This is a genomic window from Streptomyces sp. NPDC057616 (assembly GCF_042800575.1).
Taxonomy (GTDB): domain Bacteria; phylum Actinomycetota; class Actinomycetes; order Streptomycetales; family Streptomycetaceae; genus Streptomyces.
The window spans coordinates 28,790-55,375 of sequence record NZ_JBHVGU010000027.1; the positions used below are offsets into that span (position 1 = coordinate 28,790).

Genomic DNA, 26,586 nt, shown 5'->3' on the forward strand with positions numbered 1-26,586 from the left:
AAGAACACCGGCATTCCTGGTGAAGGCCCTGGTTGCCGGATGCGAGGGAAGGGCGGCCCGATCTGCCGATCCGGCCCCGTCGGTCAGCCTCCGGCGGCGCCGTCGCGCTCCACGGTGTGGGCGGTACGCGTGGTCCGGAACCGTGCGCGGTAGACCCCGGGTGTGACACCGAGCCGGCGCTGGAAGGCGCGGCGCAGGGTCTCCTCGGAGCCGAAGCCGGAGCGCCTGGCGACGACGTCCAGCGGGTCCATGCCGCCCTCGAGGAGCGCCTGGGCCGCCTCGACCCTGATCTGCTCCACGAACTGGGTGGCGCTCGTGCCGAGTTCGGCACGGAAGAGGCGGGTGAGCTGGCGCACGCTCACGCCGGTCCGGCGCGCGAGGGCCTCCAGGCTGTGGTCACCGGCCGGGTCCGCGGCGACCGCGTCCAGTGCCGCCCTCACCGTCTCGTGCCGCGGCTGCCGCGCCGCCTGGCGGACGCTGAACTGCGACTGGCCTCCGGGGCGGGCCATGAAGACGACCAGGTACTTCGCCGCCGCGCGTGCCACCTCCGGCCCGAAGTCCTCCTCGACCAGGGACAGGGTGAGGTCGATCCCGGAGGTGACACCCGCCGAGGTGATGGTCTTGCCGTCCCGCACGAAGATCGAGTCCCGGTCGACGTCGATCGCGGGGAAGTGCCGCGCGAGGTCCGCCGCGAGGCACCAGTGCGTGGCCGCCCGGCGTCCGTCCAGGGCGCCGGTCGCGGCGAGCGGGAAGGCCCCGGCGCACACCGAGGCGACCCTGCGGGAGGGCGCCAGCAGCCGGCCGATCCCGGAGATGAGCTCGCGGTCGGTCACCGCGGCCCGCCAGTCGAACCGCCCCGGGACTATCAGTGTCCCGATCCGGCCGGTGACGTCCTCGAGCGCCACGTCCGCGGCGAGCCGCGCCCCGGCCGTGGTCCGCACCTCCCGGCCGCGGCACGAGGCGGTGAGCAGCCGGTAGTCGGCCCCGTGGTCGTTGGCCGAGGCGTAGACCTCCAGCGGTCCGGTGACGTCGAGCAGTTGGACGTGGTCGAAGAGCACCATCACCACGAGGTGCGGCCGGCGCCGTCCGGTGCGACCTTCCATGACCAAAGCGTCCGTCCACCGACTCCGACGGGCAAGGCGGCGGCATCCCGGCACGGCGCCGGATCAGCGCCCGGCGGGAACGTCGGACCCCCTCGGCAGCGCCGGCCGGCCGCCGGGGCAGCGGGCCCGGTAGGCGCCGGGCGTCATGCCGAGCTCCCGCACGAAGGCCCGGCGCAAGGTCTCGGCGGAACCGAACCCGCTTCTGCGGGCGACCAGGTCAAGCGGATCCGTCCCGGACTCCAGCAGCCCCCGCGCGGCCTCGACGCGGATCTGCTCGACGAAGCGGGTGACCGTGGTGTCCGTCTCCTTGCGGACCAGGCGGGTCAGGTGGCGCACGCTGATACCGGCCCGTGCCGCGAGCGCGGACAGACGGTGGTCCGCGGCCGGATCGGCGGTCACGGCGTCCAGGACGGCGCGCACCGTGGCGCTGCGCCGGTAGCGGGCCTGCATCCGCACGCTGAACTGGGGCTGGCTGCCGGGCCTGGCCATGAAGAGCACCAGGAAACGCGCCACGGCCCGGGCGGCCTCGGGTCCCAGGTCCTCCTCCACCAGGGACAGGGTCATGTCGATCCCCGAGGTGACGCCGGCGGACGTGACGTAGCGCCCGTCCCGTACGAAGATCGCCTCCCGGTCCACGCGCACCTCGGGGTAACGGGTGGCGAGGTCGTCGATCAGCTGCCAGTGGGTGACGGCCCGGCGTCCGTCCAGCAGCCCGGTCGCCGCCAGCGGAAAGGCTCCGGCGCAGACCGCGCCGACCCGCCGGGCGGACCCTGCCAGCCGCGCGAGATGGCCGACCAGGTCGCGGTCCGAGACGGCGGCCCACCAGTCGGGGCGGCCGGGCACGACAAGGGTTCCGACGCGGCCGGTGAACTCCTCCAGGGGCATGTCCACCGCGAGGCCCAGGCCCGAGGTGGTGCCGACCTGCTTGCCTCCGGGCGACACGGTGACGATGCGGTACCGGCCGCCGTAGTGGTTGGCGGCCGCCAGCACATCCAGCGGACCGGTGACGTCGAGGGCCGCGATCCCGTCGAAGAGGACCATCACCACGGTGTGGCGGGAACGCTGATCATCCGTGGTGCTGCGGTCGTTCGACGTGCTCATGCCCCTCATGCTCGCCTCGGGTGCCGGCGCCCACCACGGGCCACAGGGACGGGCGACCCTCGGATCGGGCCGTCAGGGTCGCACCCGGCCCTCGGTGCGGAGAGGACGCGGCGATCTCACCCTTGCGGCCGAGGCGCGGAACCGCCCGGGAGACCGAGGCCACGGACGGCGGACCCGAGCACGCTGGGGAACCGGAGCGGGGCGGCCGACAGGGCCGCCCCGCACGTTGAAAGGGTGCATCATGCCTCGCAGTTCCACGGCCGTCGACCACGGTCGCCCCAGGATCCGGCGCCGGACGTCCGCGGCGGTCGGGACGGTCCTCGTCACCGGGACGCTCCTGGCGAGCGGCGCCGCGGCGCATGCCGCCTCGTGGTCCTCCCCCGCCGCACCGGCACATTCCCGCCCGCACCAGCCGGTGATGCGGAAACTGACGCCGGAGGTACGCGACCGGCTCGACCGGGCCCTCCGCGACGTCCTCACGACCACCAGGACGCCCGGCGTCACCGTGGGCCTGTGGGCGCCGGGCAAGGGCAGCTACGTACGGACCCTCGGGACCGCCGACAAGGCGACGAAGGCGCCCATGTCCCCGGGGTTCAACATGCGCGTCGGCAGCGTCACCAAGACCTTCACCGTCACCGCCCTGCTGCGTCTGGTGGACGACCGGCGGGTGGACCTGGACGATCCGATCTCCCGGTACGTGAGCGGCGTTCCGAACGGCCACCGCATCACGCTGCGCCACCTCGCCGAGATGCGCAGCGGCCTGTTCAACTACCTGCTCGATCCCGGATACGGCAAGGCCTACATGGCCGACCCCCGCCGGGTGTTCTCCCCGCACGAGATGCTGGCGTACTCCTTCAAGCACCCGGCGGGCTTCCCCGCGGGCAGCAGGTTCGAGTACAGCAACACCAACACCGTTCTGCTGGCGATGGTGGTGCAGAAGGTGACCGGCCGGCCCTTCGACGACTACGTGGCGCGGCATGTGCTGAAGCCCGCCCACCTGGACCACACGTTCATGCCGGCGGGCCCCGAGTTCCCGGCCCCGCACGCGCACGGGTACACGGACCAGACCGCGGACGGCTCGCTCCAGGACGCGACGGACCGGACCCCGCCGGGTGGCCCGTCCGGGGCGATGATCTCGAACCTGCGCGACCTGCGGTCCTGGGCGTCGGTGCTGACCGGCGGAAGCCTGCTGTCGCCCGCGACGCAGGCGGAGCGGATGAAGTTCGAGCCGACGGGCGAGCCGGGGCTGAGCTACGGCCTGGGGATCTTCGCCAACCACGGGTGGCTGGGACACAACGGCTCGCTGCCCGGCTACCAGACCGTGGTGATCCGCCTGCCCGAGGCGGGGGCCACCCTCGTGATCCACACGACCAGCGATGTCGCCTCCCAGGGGAAGGGGCCGGGCACGAAGTTCGCCAACGCGGTCACGCGCATCGTCACGCCGGGGAACGTCTACGACATCCCGGCCCCCCACCCCGCGCGTTCATGAGTGCGGCCCGCGCGTCCACGGCGTAGCAGCGCGTACGCCGGGACGGGCGGGCGTACGCGTCGGCCGGGGAGACGTCCGCACGGGACGGCTCCCCGGCCGACGTGTGTCAGGCGCCCGCGGCGGGGCGGACCAGGCCGGTGTCGTAGGCGAGGATGACCGCCTGCACCCGGTCCCTGAGCTCGTACTTCTCCAGGATGTGCGCGACATGGGTCTTCACGGTGGCCTCGCTGACCTGCAGTTCCCGGGCGACCTCGGCGTTCGACAGGCCCCGGCTCAGTACGCGCAGGACGTCCAGTTCCCGCGCGGTGAGCGCGTCCAGGCTCTGGGGCACGGCGGGCGCGGCCCGGTCGGCGAGGCGTGAGAAGCGGTCGAGGAGCCTGCGGGTGATCCGGGGGGAGATCACCGCGTCGCCCCGGGCGACCGTGCGGATGGCCTCGACCAGCGAGTCCGCCGGACCGTCCTTGACGAGGAAGCCGCTCGCACCCGCGCGCAGGGCGTCGTGCACGTGCTCGTCGAGGTCGAACGTGGTGAGGATGACGACGCGGCCGGTCGAGCCGGACTCCACGATGCGCCGGGTCGCCTCGACACCGTCGAGACGGGGCATGCGGATGTCCATCAGCACGACGTCGGGCTGCAGCGCGCGCGTCTCCTCGACCCCTGCCTGTCCGTCCCCGGCCTCCCCCACCACGACGATGTCGGACTCGGCTTCGAGGATGAGCCGGAACCCGGTGCGGATCATGGGCTGATCGTCGACGAGCAGCACGCGGATGGAGGTCATGGACGCCGGCCTCCTTCGGTCGTGTCGCATCCGTTGTCGGAGGGGACGGACGCGTGGACGCAGAACCCGCCGTCGGGGCGGCGGCCCGTGCGCACAGTGCCGCCGACCGCGGCGATGCGCTCCCGCATGCCGATCAGACCGTGCCCCGTTCCGTCGCTCACCGCTCCGGCCCTCGGCTCGACGTGTCCCGTCCGCCGTCCCTCGTCGCACACCCGCACCGTGAGGTCACCGTCCGGTTCCCGTACGAGACTCAGACGCGTCCGGGTGCGGCCGGCGTGTTTGAGCGTGTTTGTCAGGGCTTCCTGGACAACACGGTAGACGACGAGTTCCGAGACGGCAGACAGCTGCGCGGGGCCGCCCTCGGTGGTGAAGTCGACGTCGAGCCCGGCGGCGCGCACCGACTCCACCAGCCGTGGGATCTGCCGCAGCGAGGGCTGGGGCGTCTGCCGGCGCTCGGCGCCGTCCTCCGGATCGTCCGTGCGCAGCACCTGGAGGAGTCCGCGCAGCTCGCCGACGGCCGCGCGTCCGGTCTGTTCGACCATGTGGTGCAGCTCGTGCGCCTTGGCGCCGTCGCGGTCCTGCACCCGGTCCGCGGCGATGGTCTGCACGACCATGAGGCTGACGTTGTGGGCGACGACGTCGTGGAGTTCGCGGGCGATGCGGGCGCGTTCCCGGGCCACGGCCTCCCGGGCGTTCGCGCCCTGTTCCCGTTCCAGTGCGGCGGCCTTCTCCACCGCGTCCCGGGCCAGCGCCTTGCGCGCCCCGGAGAGCCGGCCCAGCGCCCAGGCGGCCACCAGGAGGATCGTCGCGGTGACGGCGTTCACCGTGCGGAAGCCGGGCTCGATCAGCGCCTCCATCACGGCGAGAGCGGGAATCACGGCTGTCACGACCACCGTGGCGACGCGCCGCGAGGACCGCACGGCGGTGAGCAGTACGGCCGCGGCCACGCCCAGACCGGGCACCCCGACCGAGGTGCCCGAGGGCCCGACCAGCGGCGCGATGTATCCGCAGGCCTGCAGCACGCCCACGGCGGCCGCGACGGTCAGCAGCGTGTGCAGCGGCCACTTGCGGTGGACTGCCAGCGGGAGCCCCGACAGCAGCGCCAGCAGCACGCGCCACACGTCGGGGTCCCGCAGCGGCGGCCCGTCCGGGAGCCGCTCGGGTACGGCCAGCACGCCGGCCGTGACCACCACGGCCACCACCACGTCGACGACGGCCCGCGGCATCCGGTGCCGCGCGATCGAGTCGAGCCAGGTCATGGTCGCCGCCGTGGAGGCGCGTCGCCCGCGCGCCCTCTGCCGCGTGAGGAAGCCCGGAGCCGTCCTTGCCGCTTCGCCATGTGCTGCCACAGCCATGTCACCGGTGGACGGTCTCGCCGTGCGGCGCCTGAGCCGGAGCGGGCGGGCCCGCGTCGGTGGCGCCGCCTTCCCGTGCGCCCCGCGGCGCGCGGCCCTCGACGTCGGCCTGCGGCAGCACCCTGCGCAGCCACGCGGGCAGCCACCAGGCCGCGTCGCCGAGGAGCGCCAGCACCGCGGGCACGATCGTCATACGGACCACGAAGGCGTCGAGGAGGACCGCGACGGCGAGACCGAGGCCGATCATCTTGACCGAGTCCTCGCCGGAGGCGACGAAACTGCCGAAGACCGCCGTCATGATCACTGCGGCAGAGGCCACGATGCGCCCGCCGTGCCGGAACCCGGTCACGATCGCCTGGCGCGACGTCTGTCCCGCCGCTCGGGCCTCGCGCATCCGCGTGACCAGGAAGACCTCGTAGTCCATGGCTAGGCCGAAGACGATGCCCACCATGAAGATCGGCATGGTGCTGACGATCGGTCCGGTCTGCTGCACGCCCAGGACGTCGGCCAGCCAGCCCCACTGGAAGACGGCGACGAGCGCGCCCAGCGCCGCCCCCACGGACAGCAGGAAGCCCAGGGCCGCCTTGAGCGGGACGAGCACGGACCGGAAGACCAGCATCAGCAGCAGGAACGCCAGGCCGACCGTGATGCCCAGGTACGGCAGCAGAGCGCCGTTGATCTTCGCGGAGAAATCGACCTTCATGCCCGTCTGCCCCGTGACGAGGACCGGGGCTCCCGTGACCTCGCTCAGCTCCGAGCCGGTGTGGCGGATCCGGTGCACGAGGTGCTCCGTCCTCGCGTCGGCCGGCTGGGTGCTCGGCACCACCGTGATCACCGCGGTGTCGCGGCCCGGGTCGAACGTCGGCCGGCCCACGGCGGCCACGCCGTCCAGGGCCCGCAGGTGCGACCCGACCCGGCGTGCCGCGGCGTCGGCGTCGTGGTGGCGGTGGGCGTCGACGACCACGGTGAGGGGGCCGTTGGCCCCGGGGCCGAATCCGTCGGAGATCAGGTCGTACGCCTTGTGCTGTGTGCTGGCGGTCGGCATCGCGCCCTCGTCCGGCAGGCCGAGTTTCAGGGAGGTGGCCGGAACGGCGAGCGCGCCGACGCCGATCACCGACGCGACCAGCACCATCACCGGGCGCCGCAGCACGAAGCGGGCCCAGCGCGCGCCCAGGGACGACCGGGCGGCGGGCCGCTCGCGGGGCCTGCGGCACTCGCGCCGCCCGACGATCCGCTTGCCCGCGAACGCCAGCAACGCGGGAAGCAGGGTGAGCGCCACCACCACGGCGAGGGCGACCGTGCCGGCTGCCGCCAGGCCCATCTTCGTCAGGACCGGGATGCCGACCACGGACAGGGCGGCCAGCGCGATCACCACGGTGAGACCGGCGAGGACGACCGCCGATCCCGCCGTGCCCGTGGCCCGGCCGGCCGCCTCCTCCCGGTCCCGTCCTTCTGCCAGTTCGGTCCGGTAGCGCGTGACGACGAACAGCGCGTAGTCGATGCCGACCGCGAGCCCCAGCATCATCGCCAGGGTCGAGGTGGTGTCGCCGAGGTCCAGGGTGTGGGCGAGCGCGCTGATCGTGCAGACGCCGAGTCCCACCCCGAACAGCGCGGTGAGCAGGGGCAGACCGGCTGCCACCAGTGACCCGAACGTGGCAACCAGGACCACCGCGGCGATCGCGATGCCCACGATCTCCGTGCCGGAGTCCCCCTTGTCCTGCTGCACGGCACTGCCGCCGACCTCGACCGTCAGCCCGTCGGTACGCGCCTCACGGACCGTTTTCAGCAGGGCCTCCTTGGCCGGCTCGCCGAGCGCGGCCGCCTGGGCCCGGTAGGTGACGGGTGCGTAGGCGACGGTCCCGTCCGCGCTCACGGTGCCGGCCCGGAACGGGTCGGTCACAGCGGCCACTTGAGGGGAGCTGTGCCTGATCGCGCCGAGGGTCTTCTCGACGGCGGCCCGGGTGCCCGGTTCCGTCATCGTGTGGCCGTCGGGTGCCTTGAACACCACCCGGGCCGTCGCGCCGTCGGCGGCGGCTTCGGGAAAGCGCTGCTCGAGCAGGTCCACGGCCCGCTGGGCCTCCGTGCCCGGCATGGAGAACGAGCTCGGGGCGGGAGGTGTCGCCGCGGACGCTCCGAGGCCGCCCAGGACGAGGAGTGCGACCCAGGCGACGGCGACGCCGAACCTGTGCCGGAAGGCGAACCTGCCCATGCGGTAGAGGAATCTGGACATGCGGTGCTGCTCCGCTCGCGGTGGAGGTGCGCGGGAAGGGAGAGCCGCGCCGATCTGGAACTTCGTCCAGTCTTGGTCCCGTCGGCCGCGCGTCCTTCCGCACTCGCGACGAACTTCGGCCTCATCCCGACGGCTGAGCCGGACCGGGCGTCATCCTCCGAGCCGACCGCCCTCGCGGAAAACCGGGGTGAAGGCGGACCCGCCCCCGTGCTTGCATGGACGCATGCTCTCCACCGACCGACTGCTCGCCTTCGCGGCGCTGTCCTTCCTGCTGATCATCGTCCCCGGGCCGAGCGTCCTGTTCGTGATCGGGCGGGCGCTGGCGCAGGGGCGGCGGGCCGCGCTGACGACCGTCGTGGGCAACACGCTCGGGGCGTATCTGCTCGTCGTCGCCGTGGCGGTGGGCATCGGGTCGCTCGTGGAGCGCTCGGTGCTGGTCTTCACCGTGCTGAAGCTGGCCGGCGCCGCCTACCTGGTCCATCTCGGGGTCAAGGCGTGGCGGGCGCGGGCTTCGCTGCGGGCGGTGTTCGCCGGCGAGACGGTGGTCCACAGCGGACTGCGCACGTTCTGGGAGGGGTTCGCGGTCGGGGTGACGAACCCCAAGACGATCGTGTTCTTCGCGGCCGTGCTGCCGCAGTTCGTCGACCGCGACGCCGGGCACGTCACGCTGCAGATGCTGCTGCTGGGCGTGGTGTTCAACGCCATCGCCCTCGCCTCCGACAGCGTCTGGGGCCTGGCGGCGTCCACCGCGCGCGACTGGTTCGCCCGCTCCCCGCGCCGGTTGTCGATGGTGGGCGGGGTCGGCGGGCTGACGATGATCGGCCTGGGCGTGACCGTGGCCGTCACCGGCCGCAAGGACTGAGCCGCCGCGAGCACCGGGCCGGAAGGACCGGGCGGGTCCGCCTACAGCGCCCGGTGCATCACGTGCAGCCCCACCCGCCCGTACCGCGGATGCTCGTAGGCGTCCGGCACCGTGCCCAGGATCGTGAAGCCGAGCGAGAGCCACAGCTTCACGGCCGGGTTGGTCTCGACGACGGCGTTGAAGACCATCGCGTCGAAGCCGTCGGACCTGGCGGCGGCCAGGATGTGTTCGGCGAGGGCGCGGCCGAACCCGCGGCCGGACTGGTCGGGGTCGACCATGAAGCCGGCGTTGGCGATGTGGGCCGCGGGGCCGCCGTAATTGGCAGTGACGTAGGCGGAGGCGACGACGGCGCCGGTGTCGTCCTCGACCACGTAGACCCGCTTGGCGGGGCTCATCCACAGGACCCGGGCGGCCTCCTCGGAGGTGTCCGGGTCCCATGTGTAGGTCTCACCGGCGGCGACGATGCGGTGCCAGAAGGGCCAGATCCGCGGCCAGTCGTCGGCCGCGGCTTCTCTGATCTGCATGGGCGTGAGTCTGGCACGCCCATGCGGTCGGCGATCGCGAGGGATCCTGCCGGGTGGCTCAGTCCACGCTGGGCAGGATGTGGGGCTCGGCCAGGTCGTCCTCGTAACCTGCCAGGCGGATCGGTGCGGAGCGGGCCCACACGTCCAGGCTGCCGATCTCGCCGGGCCGCCGGCCGGCGCGCTCCGTGCGTTCCTTGGGGCGCTGTTCGCGATTCGTCTTCTCTGGTGTCACCGCGCACTCCTTATGTGTCGGGTCACCCTCGGGGCGTGCCAGCCACTGTGCGGTCCGGCGCCTGACGCCCGCTCAGGTGTGAGTCGAAAGCAGTTCGGACGCGGTGGCGCCTGCAACTCGTCTGAGAACAGGCCGCTGTGAACCGGCTTGCCCCGGGACGGACGTGGGTGTGGGTGGGACCCGGTGGAGCTGTCCGTCCGCTCCAGATTAACCAAATGAGCGGAGGACCGCTCTATGGGGCTGAAATCTTGGGCTCAATGTCCTAAGTTATTCGGTTTCAGCCCTCTTCACTGTCACTCGTTCGGCCTACAGACGTGCCGAACGGCCAACGCCCGTTCCATGCTGGGTCCGAGAGACACGTCCGGGAGGGGGACGTCATGGCGTCGGTCACCTTCGACAGGGCCACCCGGTACTTCCCGGCGATGGACCGGCCGGCCGTGGACTCGCTGGACCTCGAGATCGAGGACGGTGAGTTCATGGTCCTCCTCGGTCCTTCCGGGTGCGGCAAGTCGACCTGCCTGCGCATGCTCGCCGGGCTGGAGGACGTCGACTCGGGTTCGGTCCTCATCGGCGTCCGCGACGTCACCCATCTTCCGCCCGCGGACCGGGACATCGCGATGGTGTTCCAGGACTACGCCCTGTTCCCGCATTTGTCGGCTGCCGACAACATCGGGTTCGCGCTGAGGATCGCCCGCATGGCCAAACCTCGGGCGAGGCAGCGGGTCCAGCACGCCGCCGCCGTCCTCGACATCGAGCAGTACCTCGGCCGGCTGCCCGGCACGCTCGCGGGCGGCGAGCGGCAGCGGGTGGCGACCGGGCGCGCGCTCGTACGCGACCCGCAGGTCTATCTGATGGACGAGCCGCTGTCGAACCTCGACGCCCGGCTGCGCGCGGAGACCCGCGCACAGATCGCCCGGATGCAGCACCACCTCGGCATCACCACCGTGTACGTCACCCACGACCAGCTCGAGGCGATGGCGGTCGGCGACCGTCTCGCGGTGCTCAAGGACGGACTGCTCCAGCAGGTGGGCACGCCGCGGGAGGTCTACGCGCACCCGGCCAACACCTTCGTGGGCGGCTTCGTCGGGTCGCCCGCGATGAACCTCTTCCGGCTCCCGCTGTCGGCGGACGGGGCCCGGCTCGGTGCCCTGGACATACCGCTGGCGCGCGGCACACTGCGGGCGGCGGGCGCCCGCGAGATCGTGCTCGGCGTGCGGCCCGAGCAGTTCGAGTTCCTCTCCCGGGAGGACCGCGAGACACCCGGCCTCGACCTCGTCGTCGACACGGTCGAGGACACCGGCGCCGTCGTCTACCTCCACACCACCGCACGCGCCGGCCCGGACCGCACCGAGATCGTCGTCCGCCTCCCGGGGCGCCCCACCTACGGCAAGGGGGCCGCGCTGCGGGTCGCGATCCGCGCCGGGGACGTGCACTGCTTCTCCGCCGTGACCGGGCGGCGGCTGCCCGAGGACCCGGTGCCCGTGAACTGAGCCGCGCCCCGGCGTTCCGAACAGGCCGCGCAGTTCAAGTCCCGTTGGCCGAATCGCAAGGCGGCCATGATCTGCTGACGGACGGCAACGGCTTGTCCTGCGGGAGGACTGACGCATGGAGCTGCGCAGTGTCGAAGAGCTGATGGATCTGCTGTACGCCTGCCGGGGCTCGTGGGACGCCCCGGGCCTGCTCAGGGGCCGGGTCGATCTGCACCAGCACGCCCTGCAGACCGCCGCGCTGCTGCGGCGCCGCCGCCCCGCCGACAAGGAACTCCAGGTGGCGGGCCTGGTGCACGCCATCGGCCCGCTGCTGCGGCCGGGCGACGCGGCCGCGCACCCCGCCGGCGCGGCCGACGCGGTGCGGGGCCTGCTCGGCGAGCGCGTGGCCCGGCTGGTCCGCGAGCACCACCGCTCCGGCAGGCCCGCCGACGACGACCTGGCCCGCCTTCGCCAGGCGGACGAGGAGGCCCGCGCCCCCGGCGTCGACGCCGGGGTGCTGGAGGACTGGCGCACAGTCCTGGATCTGGTCGCCGCACGCAACTCCCGTCTCGGGGCTGTCGACTGACGGTCCGCCATGAGACGGTACGGCGATGACGCCGTCGTACGGGCTCCAGGGCAGGGCCGCCGTCGTCACCGGGGCGACGCGCGGCATCGGGCGCGCGATCGCCGGGCGGCTGGCCGAGGCGGGCGCGCGGGTCTGCGTGACCGCGCGGGACGCGGACGAGGTGCGGCGCACGGCCGCGGAGCTGGACGGCGTGGGACTGGCCGGCGGCGTCGGGGACCCGGACCATCTGCGGGCCCTCACGGAGCTGGCGCTGGACGCGTTCGGCCGGATCGACGTGGTGGTCAACAACGCGGCGACGAACCAGCCGTACGGGCCGCTCATGGGCGTCGACCCGGAGGACTGGCGGGAGGCGTTCGCGGTGAACGTCGAGGCGCCCCTGCGGCTGGTGCAGTGCGCGTGGCGGGCGTGGATGGGTGAGCACGGCGGCGCGGTGGTCAACGTCTGCACCGAGGGCGCCGCCCACGTCGGGCCCAACGTGGGGGCCTACGGCACGAGCAAGGCGGCGCTGCTGCACCTGACGGCGCAGCTCGCCGGGGAGCTGGCGCCGAAGGTGCGGGTCAACTCGGTCTCCCCCGGGCTGGTGCGCACCGAGATGGCGCGGTTCGTGTGGGAGCCCGGCGAGGAGAAGGTGGCGGCGGGGCTGCCGCTGGGCCGGATCGGCGAGCCGGACGACGTCGCGCGGGCGGTGGTGTGGCTGGCCTCGGACGCGGCGGAGTGGGTGACCGGCGCGGATCTGCTGGTGGACGGGGGGACACGCGTCAGGACGGCGTACCCCGGGCCGGGGTACGCCGTCGGTGACTTTCTTCGCTCATACGCACCACCTCGCTCCTGACGGCGGCTACGGCTCCCTCATGGGAACAGCGCGATGCCCAGGATGACGATCAGGATGACGAACACGATCACGGCGACCGTGCCCCACGTCCGGGGGTGCTTGAACGGATCTCCCGTGGCACCGCCGCGGGGCCGGTCCTCCGCCAGCCCGGACGGGTCCGTGCGGTCGCTCGCGTAGAACTGCTCATCGGTGGGGTAGCGGTTGCGCGGATCGTTCTGTGCTCGCGGATCGATGTTCTGCGGACTACCCATGATCACTCCCTGACGCGGTTGCCAGCAGGAGCCGGGGTCCCGACGGGCGCCGGGCCACGCGCACGGCCGTGGATCACCACTTTCCGGGCGCGTAGTCCTTCAAGAAGACGCCGTACAGGTCCTCGCCCTGTTCGCCGCGCACAATCGGATCGTAAACCCGGGCGGCCCCGTCGACCAGATCGAGCGGTGCGTGGAAGCCCTCCTCGGCCAGGCGCAGCTTGTCGTAGTGCGGTCGCTCGTCGGTGATCCAGCCGGTGTCGACGGACGTCATCAGGATGCCGTCGCTCTGGAACATCTCCTGGGCGCTGGTCCGGGTGACCATGTTCATGGCGGCCTTGGCGGCGTTGGTGTTCGGGTGGCCCGCGCCCTTGTAGCCGCGGCCGAAGACGCCCTCCATGGCGGAGACGTTCACCACGTAGGCCCGCCCGCTCGCCGCCTTCTTCGCGGCGTCGGCCATGGCCGGCCGCAGCGCGCTGATCAGGATGAACGGCGAGGTGTAGTTGCACAGCTGGGTCTCCAGCAGCTCGACCGGGGAGATCTGGTCGATGGTCTGCACCCAGGTGTTGCTGTCGACGACGTCGGGGACCAGCCCGCCGGCGTCGATGGCGGTGCCGTCGAGGTGCCGGGCGACGCTGGCGTTGCCGGCGACCAGCGCGAGGTCGGCGACCTTCTGCGCGTCCAGGCCGCTGGTGCCCAGGGGCAGCGCGGCCAGGCCGTCGACCGCGCCGGAGTTGAAGGCGCCGATGACGTGGTGGGCGGGCAGCTCGCCGGCGGGCAGCGGGGCGCTCTCGCCGTCGACTAGGGCGGCGTAGGCGGAGGGCAGGCGGCGTACGGTCTGCGTCGCGTTGTTGATCAGGATGTCGAGCGGGCCCGCCGCGGCGACCTGCTCGCCGAGGGCCACGGCCTGCGCCGGGTCGCGCAGGTCGATGCCGACGACCTCCAGGCGGTGGATCCACTGCGCCGAGTCGTCCATGGCCTTGAAGCGGCGGATGGCGTCCTTGGGGAAGCGCGTGGTGATGGTGGTGTGGGCGCCGTCGCGCAGCAGCCTGAGCGCGATGTACATGCCGATCTTGGCGCGGCCGCCGGTGAGCAGGGCCCGCTTGCCGCTGAGGTCGGCGCGCACGTCCCGCTTCTCCCGGTTGGTGCGGGCGCAGTCCGGACACAGCTGGTGGTAGAAGTAGTCGACCTCGACGTACCGGGTCTTGCAGGTGTAGCAGGAGCGCGGGCGCTGGAGTATCCCCGCGATCCTGCCCTCCTCGGTGGCCGAGGAGGGCAGCAGGCCCTCGGTCTCGTCGTCGATGCGCTGGGCGGAGCCGGTCGCCGTGGCCTCCGTGACCGCCTTGTCGTGGGCGGTCTTGGCGGCCCGGCGCTCCTGGCGGCGGCGCTGCTTGACGGTGCGGTAGATGCCCGCGGTGGCCCGGCGCACGGCGATCGCGTCCGGGTGGTCGACGTCCAGCTCGTCGAGCTCCTCGAGGACGCTGAGGCACACGGCGAGCCGTTCGGGGTCGATGCCGGGCCCGAAGACGATCTCGTCCGTGATCGCCGAGCCGTTGTCTGTCACCGTCATGGCCGCTGCCGTTCCCTGGTCTTCCGTCGCGGCGCTCCGGTCGCGCCCGCTTTCGAACGGCGAATTTTAACGGAGCCCCGGGCCGGTCCACCAAACCCGGACCCTCAGGAGCCGCAGGCGGTGATCAGGGCCTGCACCTCCTCGGTGAGGGCGGCGGCCAGCACGTCCAGGTCGGGTACGGCCTTGGCGTCGGCGACGAGGCCGTAGTGGACCCGGCCGCGGTAGGTGGAGACCGCCACCGCCAGGGACTGCCCGCGGGCCAGCGGGGCGAAGGGGTAGACCTCGGTGACCGGGTTGCCGCCGAGCTTCAGGCCGATGCTCGGCAGCGGCACGCTGGTGACCAGGATGTCGAACCACAGCCGGGCGGCCTGGCTGACCAGCGGTCCGCCGAGCCGGTGGCCGAGCGCGGGCACGTGGTCGGCGAGCAGGGCGACGGCGCCCGCGCCGCGGTTGGGGCCCGCGTCCTTGTTGCGGTCCATGGCGGTGCGGACGGCCTCGAACCGGCCGAGCGGGTCGGGGTCGTCGACGGGGAGCCGTATCAGGTAGCCGGAGAGCCGGTTGCCCTGTGGGTGGGCGGTGCGCGGGCGGCGCTTGGAGACCGGGATGAGGGCGCGGGGCGCGACACCCTCGCTGCCGTCGCCGCGCGCGTCGAGCCAGCGGCGCAGGGCGCCGGCGACGACCGCGATCAGGACGTCGTTGACGGTGCCGCCCTGGGTCTTGCGCACGCGCTGCACGTCGTCGAGGTCGATGACGACGCCGGCGGTGCGGCGGGTGCCGGTGGCCTCGGCGGTGAACGCCGACGAGGAACGCACGCCGAGGGTGGACACGGCCACGGAGGCGCCGATGTCGAGGGCACGGCCCACGTCGGACAGCGCGCCCCGGACCAGGCCGGGCAGCTTGCGCACGTCGGGCAGCAGGCCGCGCCGGGGCTCCTCGGGGCGGGGCTTGCGCTCCGGCAGGTCCATCGGGTCCAGGACGGCGGCGGCGAGCGTCAGCGCGCGCAGGCCGTCGGCCAGGGCGTGGTGGAACTTGAACAGCACGGCGAAGGAGGCGCCGTCCTCGCCCGGCAGCACATGGGCCTCCCACGGCGGGCGGCCGCGCACCAGCGAGCGCTCCATGAGCCGGCCGGCCTCGGTGTGGAAGTCGGCGGTGGGCGCGTGCAGCACGACGTGGTTGAGCGGGTCGAAGCCGGGGTCGGGCTCGCGGCTGGCGCTGCCGAAGGACATCGGCCTGAGCGGCGAGGGCTGCCACAGGTCCCGGATGCGCATCCGCAGTCCGGGGACGGCCGCGGCCCGGGAGGCGAGCAGGTCGGCGGCGTGGGCGCCGGCGGTGGGCGAGTGCGCCGAGAACACCCCGAGGGCACCCAGGTGCATGGGGTGCTCGGCGGACTCGATGTTCCAGAACGCCAGGTCGAGTGGAGCGAGCAGGTCAGTGGTCAATGGCTTGCCTCGCGTCGACGGACGGGTGAGCCAGCAGTCAACCTCTCCGGGGAGATTACGGTCAAGTACGATCAGGCTACGCACAGTTAACAGCAGATTAAGTCCCGTCCCCCTGTTGAGGGACGGGACTCGTGTGACTCCTGAGGTCACTTCAGGGCAGGTGGCGCCGCCTTTGGTGACGTACCCCACTCAGACGGCTGCGGGCCGACCGTGAAGTCGAGCGAGCGCAGGGAGCGCAGCGAACCGGTCGTCAGATACGTCCGGTCGTACGCCTTCCCGTCCGTCCGGGCCGACTGGATGTAGCGGTCGGTGCCGGAGGTGCCCTTGGCGGTGATGGTCAGGGCGCCGCGCGGGTAGTAGCGGCGGTCCAGGGTGAGGTCGACGCGGTCGAAGACGGGCGTGGACAGCCCCCAGGTGTCGTAGCCGGGCTGGACCGGGAAGACGCCGATCGACGACAGCACGTTCCAGGCGGACATGGTGCCGAGGTCGTCGTTGCCGGTCATGCCGGTCGGCGTGTCCGTGAAGAGGGTCAGCGCCGCGTGCACGACGTCGGTCGTCTTCCACGGCTGCCCGGTGGACAGATAGGTGTACGGGGCGATGAGGTCGGGTTCGTTCTGCGGGTTGTACTTGTCGGCGTTGTAGTAGTCGTACGGCCCGTTGACCCACACCTCGCGGGCCGTCTTCGCGGGGTCGGCCAGCAGCTGGCCGTAGGCGAAGAACGAGTCGAGGCGGTCGTTCGCGGCCTGCCCGCCGCCGATCAGGGAGACCATGCCCGGCAGGTCCTGCGGCACCAGCCACTGGTACTGCCAGGACGTGCCCTCGTGGAAGCCCTCGCTCTGCGCCGGGTCGGCCGGACCGGTGAAGGCGCCGGAGGCGTCACGGGCGCGGAAGAAGCCGGTCGAGGGGTCGAAGACGTGGCGGTAGCTCTGGGCGCGGGCGGCGTAGCGCGCCGCGTCGGCGCCGTGCCCGAGGTCGCGGGCCATCTGCGCGAGCATCGCGTCCGACAGGGCGTACTCCAGGGTCGCCGAGGCGCCGTGGTCGTAGTCCGAGTCGCCGGGCTTCACGTGCGCGCGGTCCTTGATGTACGGCGCGAACCCTTCGGAGATGTACTCCTTGTTCGCCTCCCGGCCCACCGCCGGCGAGTCGACGGGCGGCACCCCGTCGGCGTTCTGCTTCAGCGCCCGGTACGCCCGCTCCTCGTAGCCCTTCAGCAGGCCCTGCTGGTAGGCGTTGGTCAGGAACGGCGTGACCGGGTCGCCGGTCATGATGTTCGTCTCGACCGTGCCGTAGCCCCACTTGGGCAGCCAGCCGCTCTCCTCGGAGATCTTGATCACCGAGATCGCCATGTCGCGGGCCTCGCGCGGCGCGAGCAGCGACAGCAGCTGGGACTGGGTGCGGTAGGTGTCCCACAGCGACCAGTTCTGGTAGTACGTGAAGCCCTTGGTCCGGTGGATCCGCTGGTCCCAGCCGGTGTAGCGGCCGTCGACGTCGCTGCCGACGTTCGGCGCCAGGAAGGACCGGTACAGCGACGAGTAGAAGGTCCGCCGCAGGCTGTCGTCACCGCCCTGCGCGCGCACGTCGTCCAGCCGGTCCTCCCACGCCCGGTCCGCCCCACGGCGTACGGCGTCGAAGGAACGGCCGCCCTCGGCACGGAGGTTGACCGCGGCGCCGTGCGCGTCGACGTACGACAGCGCCGTGGTCGCCTCGACCGTGCGGTCCTTGGTGGTGTCGAAGCGGACGTAGGCACCGCCGGAGCCGGTCTTCGAGCCCGCGGTCACCGTCGAGCCGTCCCAGGTGCCGTACGTGGTGAAGGGGCGGTCGAAGCGGGTGATCGTGTAGACGGTGTACGGCTTGGTGTCCTGGCAGAAGCCGCGGCCGGTGATGGCGGTGCGCACCGTGCGGTTGTCCAGGACCTCGACCTTGGTGGACACCGTGGTGTGCAGCGACTGGGCCGCGTTCAGCAGGACGTTGGCCTTGTCGGTGGCCGGGAAGGTGTAGCGCTGCACGCCGGTGCGGGCGGTCGCGGTGAGCTCGGCCCGGATGCCGGTCTTCAGGCCGACCTCGTAGTAGCCGGGGCTCGCCTTCTCGTCGTCGTGGCCGAACTCGGCCGCGTACTTGGCGTAGTCCGTCTGCGTGACATCGCCCGTCGTCGGCAGCACCGGCAGGTCTCCGCCCAGGCCGCAGCCGACGCCGGACAGATGGACCAGGGAGAAGCCGCGGACGTGGTTCTGCGCGTAGTCGTAACCGGTGTTGTGGCCCGTGTCGGGCGAGAACTGCACCATGCCGAAGGGCACGGCCGCGCCGGGGTAGGTGTTGCCCTCGTTCTGCGTTCCGATGAACGGGTTCACCAGATCGGTGAGGTGGGTGCCGCTCGGCTCGGCGGCCTGGGCGGCGGGAACGGTGAACAGCGCGGACGCTGCCACCGTCCCCGCGAGGCCCAGGCGCAGGCGCCGGGTCCATCTCATACGGGGAGACCTCCGTCAGGTGGGTGTGCGGGTGCGTGGACAACGTTGTCAATGACCGATAACAACGTTGTCACGGAGAGCAGTTGGCATGACAGCACGGATTCCGGCGTGCGTCCAGGGACATGACAAGACTGTCGGCCGGCCGGGCCGCCGCCCCCGCGGACAATGAAGACAGGGCCCCCTCTGCGGGGAGATGGCGAGAGCGATGCCCAAGGTTTCCAGGGAATCGGCCGCACAGGGCGGGGACCACGGCCCACTGCTCAAGGGACTGCCCGACGACCGCTGCCAATGCCCGCACTGGGGCCATGCGTTCCAGGGCAGGCTCGTCTTCCGCTACGCGGACCGGGAGGAGACGTACGAGGCAGGAGACGCCTTCTGCGCCGAGGCCGGCCACGTGCCGCTGCACACCGAGCCGGGCACGGAGCACCTGCAGTTCAGCCCGGCCGACGAGCTGCGGCGGACCAGCGAGGTGATCATGAACAACGTCCAGTCGCTGTCGGCCGGGGTCTGACCGGTCCGGCGCCTACGACACCACCTGTCCCTTGCCGAGTGAGATCACCCCGCCCTTGGAGACGGTGTAGAGCTCCGCGTCCCGCTCCGGGTTGACGCCGATCGTCGCGCCCGGGGGCACCTCGACGTTCTTGTCCAGGACCGCTCCGCGCACCACCGCGCCGCGCCCGATGTGGACGTTGTCGTGCAGGATCGAGCCCTGGACGACCGCTCCGGGGTCGACCCTGACGCCCGGCGAGAGGACGGAGCGGGTGACCTGGCCGCGGATGAGACAGCCCGCGCTGATGATGGACTCGCTGGCCATCCCGCCCGCGTTGAAGCGGGCCGGGGAGAGCTGGTTGGAGTGGGTGTAGATGGGCCACTGCCGGTTGAAGAGGTTGAAGGCGGGCCGCTCGGCGATCAGGTCCATGTGGGCGTCGTAGTACGCGTCCATCGTGCCCACGTCGCGCCAGTAGCCCTGGTCGCGGGTGGTCTCGCCGGGCACGTGGTTGGCGCTGAAGTCGTAGAGCTGCGCCTCCCCGCGGTCGGTGAGCTGGGGCAGGATCGAGCCACCCATGTCGTGCACGGAGTGCTCGTCCTCGGCATCCCGCTGGAGCGCCTCGATGAGCGCCTTGGTGGTGAAGATGTAGTTGCCCATGGAGGCGAAGACGCAGTCCGGGTCGTCCGCCAGACCCGGCGGGTCGGCGGGCTTCTCCAGGAAGCGCTCGACCGACAGGCCGTCCGTGCCCGGGGAGATCACGCCGAACTGCGACGACTCCGAGCGCGGGACCCGGATGCCGGCGACCGTGACGCCCGCGCCGCTCTCGATGTGCTGGGCGAGCATCTGGCGCGGGTCCATGCGGTACACGTGGTCGGCGCCGAACACCGCCACGTACTCGGGGCCTTCGTCGTAGACGAGGTTCAGGGACTGCAGGATGGCGTCCGCGCTGCCCAGGTACCAGCGCGGGCCGAGCCGCTGCTGGGCCGGGACCGGCGTGACGTAGTTGCCGAGCAGGCTGGACATCCGCCAGGTGGTGGTGATGTGCCGGTCCAGCGAGTGCGACTTGTACTGCGTGAGGACGCAGACGCGCAGGATGTCGCCGTTGACCAGGTTGGACAGGACGAAGTCGACGAGGCGGTACGTGCCGCCGAAGGTGACCGCTGGTTTGGCCCGGTCCGCGGTCAGGGGCATCAGGCGTTTGCCTTCTCCGCCCGCCAGCACGATCCCGAGCACCGAAGGTCCGCCACGACGCATGACCGCTCCCCTCACCGTGGATGATCCATGCTTGCCCCTGCCCAGGGCGGTGTAAGCCTGTTCGAACAACTACCGCCGTTCTGTTCATCTACTCCTGTGCGGCGGTCACCTCTGTTCCCGGGCGAGGGTCACTTCAGCTCCTGTTTGAGGGTCTCCTCGTACAGCCGGACCGTGCGGCGGGCCACCGCGTCCCAGCCGAACTCCTCCACCGCGCGCTCCCTGCCCGCCTCGCCCATCCGCCGGGCGGTCTCCGGGTCGCCGATCACCGAGTCCAGGGCCTGCGCGAGGGACGCCTCGAAGCCGTCGTCCACGTCGACGAGCAGACCGGTGCGGCCGTCGTCGACGACCTCGGGGATGCCGCCGACCCGGGAGGCCACGACGGGCGTCCCGCAGGCCATGGCCTCCAGGTTGACGATGCCGAGCGGTTCGTAGACCGACGGGCAGACGAACGCCGCCGCGTGTGTCAGCAGCTGGATCACCTCGGGGCGCGGCAGCATCTGCGGGATCCAGTGCACGCCCTCGCGCGTGCGGCTCAGGTCCTCGTACAGGTCGCGGAACTCCCGGTCGATCTCCGGTGTGTCGGGCGCCCCCGCGCACAGCACGACCTGCGCCGACGGGTCGATGTCCCGCACCGCCCGCAGCAGATGGGGCACGCCCTTCTGCCGGGTGATGCGGCCGACGAACAGCACGAAGGGGCGCTTGGTGTCCAGGCCGATGCGCTCCAGCACGTCGGTGCCGTGGTCGGGGCGGTACAGGGTGGTGTCGATGCCGTTGTGCACGATGTGGACCCGGGCGGGGTCCAGCGCCGGGTAGCAGTCGAGGATGTCCTCGCGCATGGCTCCGGAGACGGCGATCACCGCGTCGGCGGACTCGATCGCGGTGCGCTCGGCCCAGCTGGACAGGGCGTATCCGCCGCCGAGCTGCTCGGCCTTCCAGGGCCGCAGGGGCTCCAGGGAGTGCGCGGTCATCACGTGCGGGATGCCGTAGAGCATCTTGGCGAGGTGGCCGCCGAGGTTGGCGTACCAGGTGTGGGAGTGCACGAGCTCGCGGCCCTCGACCCCCGCGGTCATCGCGAGGTCGACGGAGAAGGTGCGCAGCGCGTCGTTGGCGGTGTCCAGTGCGGCCCACGGGCGGTGGCGTACGACGCCGACGCCGCGGCCCTCGCCCCAGCAGTGCACCTCGAGGTCGACCAGGGAGCTCAACTCCCGGGCGAGGAACTCCACATGGACGCCCGCGCCGCCGTAGACGTCCGGCGGGTACTCCCGGGTCAGCAGTCCCACTCGCACCCGCAACCCCCAGCTCTCGGCGACCGGTTCCCTCATGGTCACCCAGATGCGTCGCGTGCGGAAGAGCGCGGCGGGCGTAGGAAGCAACAGTCGCCGCACACGCCACCGCCGGGTACGTGGTAGTAGAGGCAGCAGCTGCGGCGCCGGAAGGCGGTGCCGGTGAGGGTGCCGGTGGCGGACAGCAGGGGGTGCGCGAGGAGCTCCGCGGTGAGCGCGCGGCCGTGGGCGGCGGCCTCGCCGCGGCCGTGCGCGACCGCCCACCGGTCCAGCTGCCGGGCGGCGCCCGCCAGCGCCGAGGCCGCGTTGCCCCGCAGCAGGCCCGGCGCGATGCGGTGGCGGGCGCGCAGGGCCGCCGCCAGCGGCTCGAGGTGGCCGAGCAGCACGACGTCCGCGACGCTCGCGGCGTGCGCGGGCCGCGCACGGACCTCGGACAGCCACAGGTCGTCGGGGGCTGCGGCGTCGGGGTCCCAGTGCAGCAGGGCCGGGTCGAGGTCCGGGACGGCGTCGTAGAGGGCGGCTGAGCCCAGCGCGACCGACCACAGGCGGGCCGCGAGGCCCTGCTGGGCCACCGAGGCCGCGATCCGCGGCTCGGGGGCGTTCAGGGTTCGGGCGACCTTTTCGACCCGAAAAGTAATAGGATTTACTCCAGCGTCGGAAGTCCGGTTCCCGTACGCGCGGGCGAGCGCCGTCATCGGCCCCCGCGGCGCCCCGCCGGTGCGCAGTACGAAGAAGCCGCCGAGCGGTTCGAGGGCGGCGAGATCCTGGTCGAGCTCCACGAAGGGCAGTAGTACCCGATCCGCGAAAAGCAGTGGATCCCCGGGGGCCCTAAGGGTTCCCATTGGGGGGTCTCCACCCGTTGTCGCCCACCTTGGGGAGGACGGCGCCCGATTCGTACTCCATCGGCAGTAGGACCCATTGACTGCTCAGGGACGACGACGGGAAGAGATCGACACGGCATCGTGTTGGTTATGAAGGCCGACCGTTCGTCGCGCGGGGCGCACCGCCCCCGCCACACGCAGAGGAGCAGCTCATGAGTGCCCTCGCGTTGTCCGTTCTCCTGTCGCTCGTCTCCGCCGTGGCGTACGCGGGCGGGGCGATCGTGCAGGAGCACGTGGCGGTGTCCTCCCCCGACCAGCAGTACGCGCCGCTGCGCCGGCCGACCTGGTGGGCCGCGGTGGCGCTCAACGGCCTGGGCGGTCTGCTGCACGTGGTGGCGCTGGCCTACGGCCCGCTCAGCCTGGTGCAGCCGCTCGGCGCCCTGACGATCGTGTTCGCGCTGCCGATGGCGGCGCTGTTCGTCGGCCGCAAGGCCGGGGCGACCGCCTGGCGGGGCGCGATCATGGCGACGGTGGGCCTGGCCGGTCTGCTGTCCCTGGTGGGTTCCTCCGAGTCGCAGTCGCTGTCCACGGCCCAGCGGGTCGCGGTGGCGGTCGTCTCCGGCGGTGTGGTCGTGGCGCTGATGGTCGCCGGCCGGGCCGCCCACCGGCACCCGGCGGTGCGCAGCATGCTGCTCGCCACCGCGTCCGGCATAGCGTTCGGCATGTCCTCGGTGTTCACCAAGACCGTCGCGGTCGACTGGACCGGCGGCGTGTCCGCGGCGGACCTGCCCTTCCTGGCCGTGATCGGCGTCTTCGCCACGGCCGGCATGCTGCTGTCCCAGGCCTCCTACCGCGGCGCCGGCCTCGCGGCCCCGCTGGCCACGCTGACCGTCGTGAACCCGGTGGTCGCGGCGGCCGTCGGCATCACGATGTTCGGCGAGACCTTCCGCTACGGCACCACGGGCACCGCGCTCGCGCTGAGCTGCGGCGTGGTGGCGGCCGGCGGTCTGATCCTGCTGACGACGGAGCGCATCGCGCGCACCGCCGCCGCGCCCGAGCCCCAGGCCGTGCCGGAGCCGGCGGCCGCCGGACCCGCGGGCGAGCCGACGTCCGTGGAGGAGCTGCTCGCCACGATCCCGGAGCAGCCCGCGGACGTGCCGCACGAGGAGACGCTGGTCCCCACCCAGGTGGGCCCGACCGTCCTGGCCGTGGCCTACGAAGCGGACGACGCCCCGGCGGGCGACCCGGCCCGCTACCGCTTCTACGGCCCCTTCTACGGCGGCTCGTACGTCCCGATGCCGGACCTCGACCGGCACCGCGAACGCGTCAAATCCTGACGCCTCCGGCCCTGAGATAGGCGACAGGGTCGATGTCGGAACCGAAACCGGGCCCCGTCCGCACCTCGAAGTGCAGATGCGGGCCCGTGGCGTTCCCGGTCGCGCCGGAGCGGCCGATGCGCTGCCCGCCGCCGACGCCCTGGCCGGCCTTCACGGAGATCGCCGACAGATGGGCGTACTGGCTGTAGCGGCCGTCGGCGTGCCGGATGACGACCTGGTAGCCGTAGGAGCCGCCCCAGCCGGCGGAGACCACCCGCCCCGCGGCGATCGCCTTGACGGTGGTGCCGGTGGCCACGGGGAAGTCGACGCCGGTGTGGTAGCCCTTCGACCAGGAGGAGCCGGCCTCGTGGTACGGGGTTCCGGTGGGGCCGGCGACCGGGGCGACGAGCGAGTGGCTGCCGCTGTCGGCCTTCTTCTCGCCGGCCGAGGACGCCTTCTCCGTCTTGGTCTTGTGCCGCTTGGAGTGCGTGGAGTGCGTGGACGAGGTGTCGCTCGTCCCGGTCGTGTGCGTGGTGGTGGCCTTGCCGTGCAGGTTCAGCCGCTGGCCCGGCAGGATCAGGTCGGGGTCCTTGCCGATGGTGCCGCGGTTGGCGGCGTACAGCCGGTGCCAGCCGCCGCTCACGTGCTCGGTCTCGGCGATCTCGGAGAGGCTGTCGCCGCGCACCACGGTGTACATCTCGGCGCTGCCCGCCCGCGACTGGGGCGTCCGCTCGGGCTGCACGTCCCGCACCGAGGTCTTCCTGGCGCTGCCGCCGGTGCTGCGGGCGCTCCCGTCGGGGTGGATGTCGGCGGTGTCGCCGCCCCGGGTCAGCCCCGCCTTCGCGGAGCACACCGGCCAGGCGCGCGGCCCCTGTCCGTCCAGGACCTTCTCGGCCACCGCGATCTGCTGGTCCTTGGTGGCCAGATCCGCGCGTGCCGCGTACTTCGCGCCGCCGTACGCCTCCCAGGTGGACTGGGTGAACTGGAGTCCGCCGTAGAAGCCGTTGCCGGTGTTGATGCTCCAGTCGCTGGTCGACTCGCAGGCGGCGACCTTGTTCCAGGTGGACACGTCGGCGGCATGGGCGGTGCCGGTGCCGATCAGCGGGATCGCCATGCCCGCGCTGCCGGCGGTGACGGTGAGTGAGGCGCGGTTGATCCTGTTCGGCTGATACCGGCGGTGCCGGCCGCGTAGGGCCATGGAGATCCCCCTCGACATGCGTCAGGAGGGCCAAAAGTAAGCGCCGCGAACAGGCCATGACAAGGCGGCAATCGGCCGCTCTGAACACACAAGCACCCAGGTATTCACGCCAGTTGCACACCGGCTGAGGCGGGTGGGGTCCATGGTGCGTATCTGGCTGCGGCAGGTCGGGCACCCCGGACATGCGCCCGGCGTACCGGCAAGTCAGGATGGTCGGTGGGGCGATACTGACGGGCACGACCGGCAGCACCGATAACGGATCCTTAGGAGCCAAACCGAATGAGCACTTCAGCCCAGATCGGCGTCACGGGACTCGCGGTCATGGGCCGCAATCTCGCCCGTAACTTCGCGCGCAACGGCTACACGGTCGCCTTGCACAACCGGACGGCGGCGCGCACGCACGCCCTGGTGGAGGAGTTCGGGAACGAGGGCGACTTCATCGCGGCCGAGACCGCCAAGGAGTTCGTGGCGGCGCTGGAGCGGCCGCGGCGCCTGGTCATCATGGTCAAGGCCGGTGAGCCCACCGACGCGGTGATCCACGAGTTCGCGCCGCTGCTGGAGCCCGGCGACATGATCATCGACGGTGGCAACGCGCACTTCGCCGACACCCGGCGCCGGGAGCGCGAACTGCGCGAGCAGGGCATCCACTTCGTCGGCATGGGCGTCTCCGGCGGCGAGGAGGGCGCGCTCAACGGCCCGAGCATCATGCCGGGCGGCCCCAAGGAGTCCTACGACTCGCTCGGCCCGATGCTGGAGAAGATCTCGGCGAAGGCCAAGGACGGCTCACCCTGCGTGACGCACGTCGGTCCCGACGGCGCCGGCCACTTCGTCAAGATGGTCCACAACGGCATCGAGTACGCCGACATGCAGCTGATCGGCGAGGCGTACCAGCTGCTGCGCGACGTCGCCGGGTACTCCCCCGCCCAGATCGCCGAGATCTTCCGCACCTGGAACACGGGCCGGCTCGACTCCTACCTGATCGAGATCACCGCCGAGGTGCTGTCCCACGTGGACGCCGCGACCGGCAAGCCGTTCGTGGACGTCGTGGTGGACCAGGCGGAGCAGAAGGGCACCGGCCGCTGGACCGTCCAGATCGCCCTGGACCTCGGCGTCCCGGTCTCCGGCATCGCGGAGGCGGTCTTCGCCCGCTCGCTGTCCGGGCACGCGGCCCTGCGCGAGGCGTCCCGCGGCCTGGCCGGCCCCAAGGCGACCCCGCTCTCCGAGTCCGAGGCGGCGGCCTTCGCCGACCGCGTCGAGCAGGCGCTGTACGCGTCGAAGATCGTCTCCTACACCCAGGGCTTCCACGAGATCGCGGCGGCCCACGAGGAGTACGACTGGGACATCGACCTGGGCGCCGTCTCCGCGATCTGGCGCGGCGGCTGCATCATCCGCGCGGCCTTCCTGGACCGCATCCGCGCCGCGTACGACGCCCGCGCGGACCTGCCCAGCCTGCTCTCCGACGACACCTTCGCCCAGGAGATCGCGGACGCGCAGGACGACTGGCGCGAGGTGCTGATCGCGGCGACCCGCCAGGGCGTGCCGACGCCGGGCTTCGCCGCGGCGCTGGCGTACTACGACGCGCTGCGTGCCGAGCGGCTGCCTGCGGCGCTGACGCAGGGGCAGCGGGACTTCTTCGGGGCGCACACGTATCGGAGGGTGGACCAGGACGGGTCCTTCCACACGCTGTGGGGTGGGGATCGGTCCGAGGTTTCCGCCTAGTGGGGTGGAGCGGTTCGTGATTGCGCGAGTGACGGCCGTCGGTCGCTGGTCGCGCGGTTCCCCGCGCCCCTGAAAGGGCGTTGCGGTGGGCGGTGTTCGTACGCCGCCCACCGCTTTCTCGTTCCCGGCCGGCTACCTCAGGGGTGGGCCCGGCTCCGGGTTCGGGACCGGCTCGGGGCCCGGTGGGACCGGGGACGGGGAGGGGTCCGGCGGCGGGGTCGG

Annotated in this window: 23 protein-coding genes; 8 read left to right on the forward strand and 15 right to left on the reverse strand. The window is 72.3% G+C overall.

The annotated features are described in order from the left end of the window. Positions 1 to 83: 83 nt before the first annotated feature. Both ACFU97_RS30055 and ACFU97_RS30060 read right to left on the reverse strand, forming a co-directional pair. Entirely contained in the window at positions 84 to 1,103 is a 1,020-nt protein-coding gene (locus tag ACFU97_RS30055) for a GlxA family transcriptional regulator (RefSeq protein ID WP_384262754.1), read from the reverse strand. Positions 1,104 to 1,166: 63 nt separating this feature from the next. Next, positions 1,167 to 2,204: a GlxA family transcriptional regulator gene (locus tag ACFU97_RS30060; protein WP_384262756.1), complete on the reverse strand. Its 1,038-nt coding sequence runs from the start codon at positions 2,202 to 2,204 to the stop codon at positions 1,167 to 1,169. 241 nt (positions 2,205 to 2,445) lie between these two features. Between ACFU97_RS30060 and ACFU97_RS30065 the strand changes: the two genes are divergently transcribed. Further along, positions 2,446 to 3,693, forward strand: a complete 1,248-nt coding sequence (locus ACFU97_RS30065) for a serine hydrolase domain-containing protein (protein ID WP_384262760.1) — start codon at positions 2,446 to 2,448, stop codon at positions 3,691 to 3,693. 106 nt (positions 3,694 to 3,799) lie between these two features. On the opposite strand, the gene ACFU97_RS30070 is transcribed toward ACFU97_RS30065, so the two are convergent. The 3 genes from ACFU97_RS30070 to ACFU97_RS30080 all read right to left on the reverse strand — a co-directional run bounded on the left by ACFU97_RS30070 (position 3,800) and on the right by ACFU97_RS30080 (position 8,056). Continuing rightward, on the reverse strand, positions 3,800 to 4,471 hold the full coding sequence (locus ACFU97_RS30070; protein WP_384262763.1) for a response regulator: 672 nt from the start codon (positions 4,469 to 4,471) through the stop codon (positions 3,800 to 3,802). After that, on the reverse strand, positions 4,468 to 5,730 hold the full coding sequence (locus ACFU97_RS30075) for a sensor histidine kinase (protein ID WP_384262766.1): 1,263 nt from the start codon (positions 5,728 to 5,730) through the stop codon (positions 4,468 to 4,470). Before ACFU97_RS30075 ends, ACFU97_RS30070 begins: the two co-directional genes overlap by 4 nt. Before the next feature lie 97 nt (positions 5,731 to 5,827). Beyond that, on the reverse strand, positions 5,828 to 8,056 hold the full coding sequence (locus ACFU97_RS30080) for an MMPL family transporter (RefSeq protein ID WP_384262770.1): 2,229 nt from the start codon (positions 8,054 to 8,056) through the stop codon (positions 5,828 to 5,830). 223 nt (positions 8,057 to 8,279) lie between these two features. Here ACFU97_RS30080 and ACFU97_RS30085 point away from each other — a divergent pair, with 223 nt between their 5' ends. Next, on the forward strand, positions 8,280 to 8,918 hold the full coding sequence (locus ACFU97_RS30085) for a LysE family translocator (protein ID WP_384262773.1): 639 nt from the start codon (positions 8,280 to 8,282) through the stop codon (positions 8,916 to 8,918). A gap of 41 nt (positions 8,919 to 8,959) precedes the next feature. On the opposite strand, the gene ACFU97_RS30090 is transcribed toward ACFU97_RS30085, so the two are convergent. Both ACFU97_RS30090 and ACFU97_RS30095 read right to left on the reverse strand, forming a co-directional pair. Further along, the gene (locus ACFU97_RS30090; protein ID WP_384262776.1) at positions 8,960 to 9,442 is read right to left on the reverse strand and encodes a GNAT family N-acetyltransferase; all 483 of its coding nucleotides are present in this window, start codon (positions 9,440 to 9,442) and stop codon (positions 8,960 to 8,962) included. Positions 9,443 to 9,500: 58 nt separating this feature from the next. Further along, on the reverse strand, positions 9,501 to 9,674 hold the full coding sequence (locus ACFU97_RS30095; RefSeq protein WP_107082809.1) for a hypothetical protein: 174 nt from the start codon (positions 9,672 to 9,674) through the stop codon (positions 9,501 to 9,503). A gap of 377 nt (positions 9,675 to 10,051) precedes the next feature. Between ACFU97_RS30095 and ACFU97_RS30100 the strand changes: the two genes are divergently transcribed. The 3 genes from ACFU97_RS30100 (at position 10,052) to ACFU97_RS30110 (ending at position 12,561) form a co-directional block, all read left to right on the forward strand. Next, positions 10,052 to 11,164: an ABC transporter ATP-binding protein gene (locus tag ACFU97_RS30100; protein ID WP_384262779.1), complete on the forward strand. Its 1,113-nt coding sequence runs from the start codon at positions 10,052 to 10,054 to the stop codon at positions 11,162 to 11,164. 115 nt (positions 11,165 to 11,279) lie between these two features. After that, positions 11,280 to 11,729, forward strand: coding sequence for a hypothetical protein (locus tag ACFU97_RS30105; RefSeq protein WP_384262782.1), 450 nt, complete (start codon positions 11,280 to 11,282; stop codon positions 11,727 to 11,729). A 25-nt stretch (positions 11,730 to 11,754) separates the two neighbouring features. Next, complete coding sequence (locus tag ACFU97_RS30110; RefSeq protein WP_384262785.1) at positions 11,755 to 12,561, forward strand: SDR family oxidoreductase; 807 nt, start codon at positions 11,755 to 11,757, stop codon at positions 12,559 to 12,561. A 17-nt stretch (positions 12,562 to 12,578) separates the two neighbouring features. On the opposite strand, the gene ACFU97_RS30115 is transcribed toward ACFU97_RS30110, so the two are convergent. From ACFU97_RS30115 to ACFU97_RS30130, 4 genes are all read right to left on the reverse strand, one after another. Further along, positions 12,579 to 12,812, reverse strand: coding sequence for a hypothetical protein (locus ACFU97_RS30115; protein WP_384262788.1), 234 nt, complete (start codon positions 12,810 to 12,812; stop codon positions 12,579 to 12,581). Between the two features lie 73 nt (positions 12,813 to 12,885). Continuing rightward, complete coding sequence (locus ACFU97_RS30120) at positions 12,886 to 14,379, reverse strand: SDR family NAD(P)-dependent oxidoreductase (RefSeq protein ID WP_384262791.1); 1,494 nt, start codon at positions 14,377 to 14,379, stop codon at positions 12,886 to 12,888. Between the two features lie 104 nt (positions 14,380 to 14,483). Next, positions 14,484 to 15,818 carry a wax ester/triacylglycerol synthase family O-acyltransferase gene (locus tag ACFU97_RS30125; RefSeq protein ID WP_384262794.1) on the reverse strand — a complete coding sequence of 445 codons (1,335 nt, stop codon included), beginning with the start codon at positions 15,816 to 15,818 and terminating at the stop codon, positions 14,484 to 14,486. Between the two features lie 146 nt (positions 15,819 to 15,964). Beyond that, positions 15,965 to 18,283: a GH92 family glycosyl hydrolase gene (locus tag ACFU97_RS30130; RefSeq protein ID WP_384262796.1), complete on the reverse strand. Its 2,319-nt coding sequence runs from the start codon at positions 18,281 to 18,283 to the stop codon at positions 15,965 to 15,967. Between the two features lie 205 nt (positions 18,284 to 18,488). Between ACFU97_RS30130 and ACFU97_RS30135 the strand changes: the two genes are divergently transcribed. Continuing rightward, the gene (locus tag ACFU97_RS30135; RefSeq protein WP_384262798.1) at positions 18,489 to 18,794 is read left to right on the forward strand and encodes a hypothetical protein; all 306 of its coding nucleotides are present in this window, start codon (positions 18,489 to 18,491) and stop codon (positions 18,792 to 18,794) included. Positions 18,795 to 18,806: 12 nt separating this feature from the next. Here ACFU97_RS30135 and glgC read toward each other — a convergent pair whose 3' ends face one another. The 3 genes from glgC to ACFU97_RS30150 form a co-directional block, all read right to left on the reverse strand. After that, positions 18,807 to 20,027, reverse strand: a complete 1,221-nt coding sequence (gene glgC, locus ACFU97_RS30140; protein ID WP_384262801.1) for a glucose-1-phosphate adenylyltransferase — start codon at positions 20,025 to 20,027, stop codon at positions 18,807 to 18,809. A 128-nt stretch (positions 20,028 to 20,155) separates the two neighbouring features. Further along, positions 20,156 to 21,313, reverse strand: a complete 1,158-nt coding sequence (gene glgA, locus ACFU97_RS30145) for a glycogen synthase (RefSeq protein WP_384263023.1) — start codon at positions 21,311 to 21,313, stop codon at positions 20,156 to 20,158. A gap of 38 nt (positions 21,314 to 21,351) precedes the next feature. Continuing rightward, complete coding sequence (locus ACFU97_RS30150) at positions 21,352 to 22,089, reverse strand: (2Fe-2S)-binding protein (RefSeq protein WP_384262804.1); 738 nt, start codon at positions 22,087 to 22,089, stop codon at positions 21,352 to 21,354. A gap of 254 nt (positions 22,090 to 22,343) precedes the next feature. Between ACFU97_RS30150 and ACFU97_RS30155 the strand changes: the two genes are divergently transcribed. Further along, positions 22,344 to 23,468, forward strand: a complete 1,125-nt coding sequence (locus tag ACFU97_RS30155) for a DMT family transporter (protein ID WP_384262807.1) — start codon at positions 22,344 to 22,346, stop codon at positions 23,466 to 23,468. Here ACFU97_RS30155 and ACFU97_RS30160 read toward each other — a convergent pair. Beyond that, entirely contained in the window at positions 23,458 to 24,645 is a 1,188-nt protein-coding gene (locus ACFU97_RS30160; RefSeq protein WP_384262809.1) for a transglycosylase family protein, read from the reverse strand. The two genes, ACFU97_RS30155 and ACFU97_RS30160, sit on opposite strands and share 11 nt — an antisense overlap. Before the next feature lie 279 nt (positions 24,646 to 24,924). Here ACFU97_RS30160 and gndA point away from each other — a divergent pair, with 279 nt between their 5' ends. Then, positions 24,925 to 26,364 (forward strand): NADP-dependent phosphogluconate dehydrogenase, encoded by a 1,440-nt coding sequence (gene gndA / locus ACFU97_RS30165; protein ID WP_384262811.1) that lies wholly within the window; start codon positions 24,925 to 24,927, stop codon positions 26,362 to 26,364. The last annotated feature ends 222 nt before the right edge of the window (positions 26,365 to 26,586 follow it).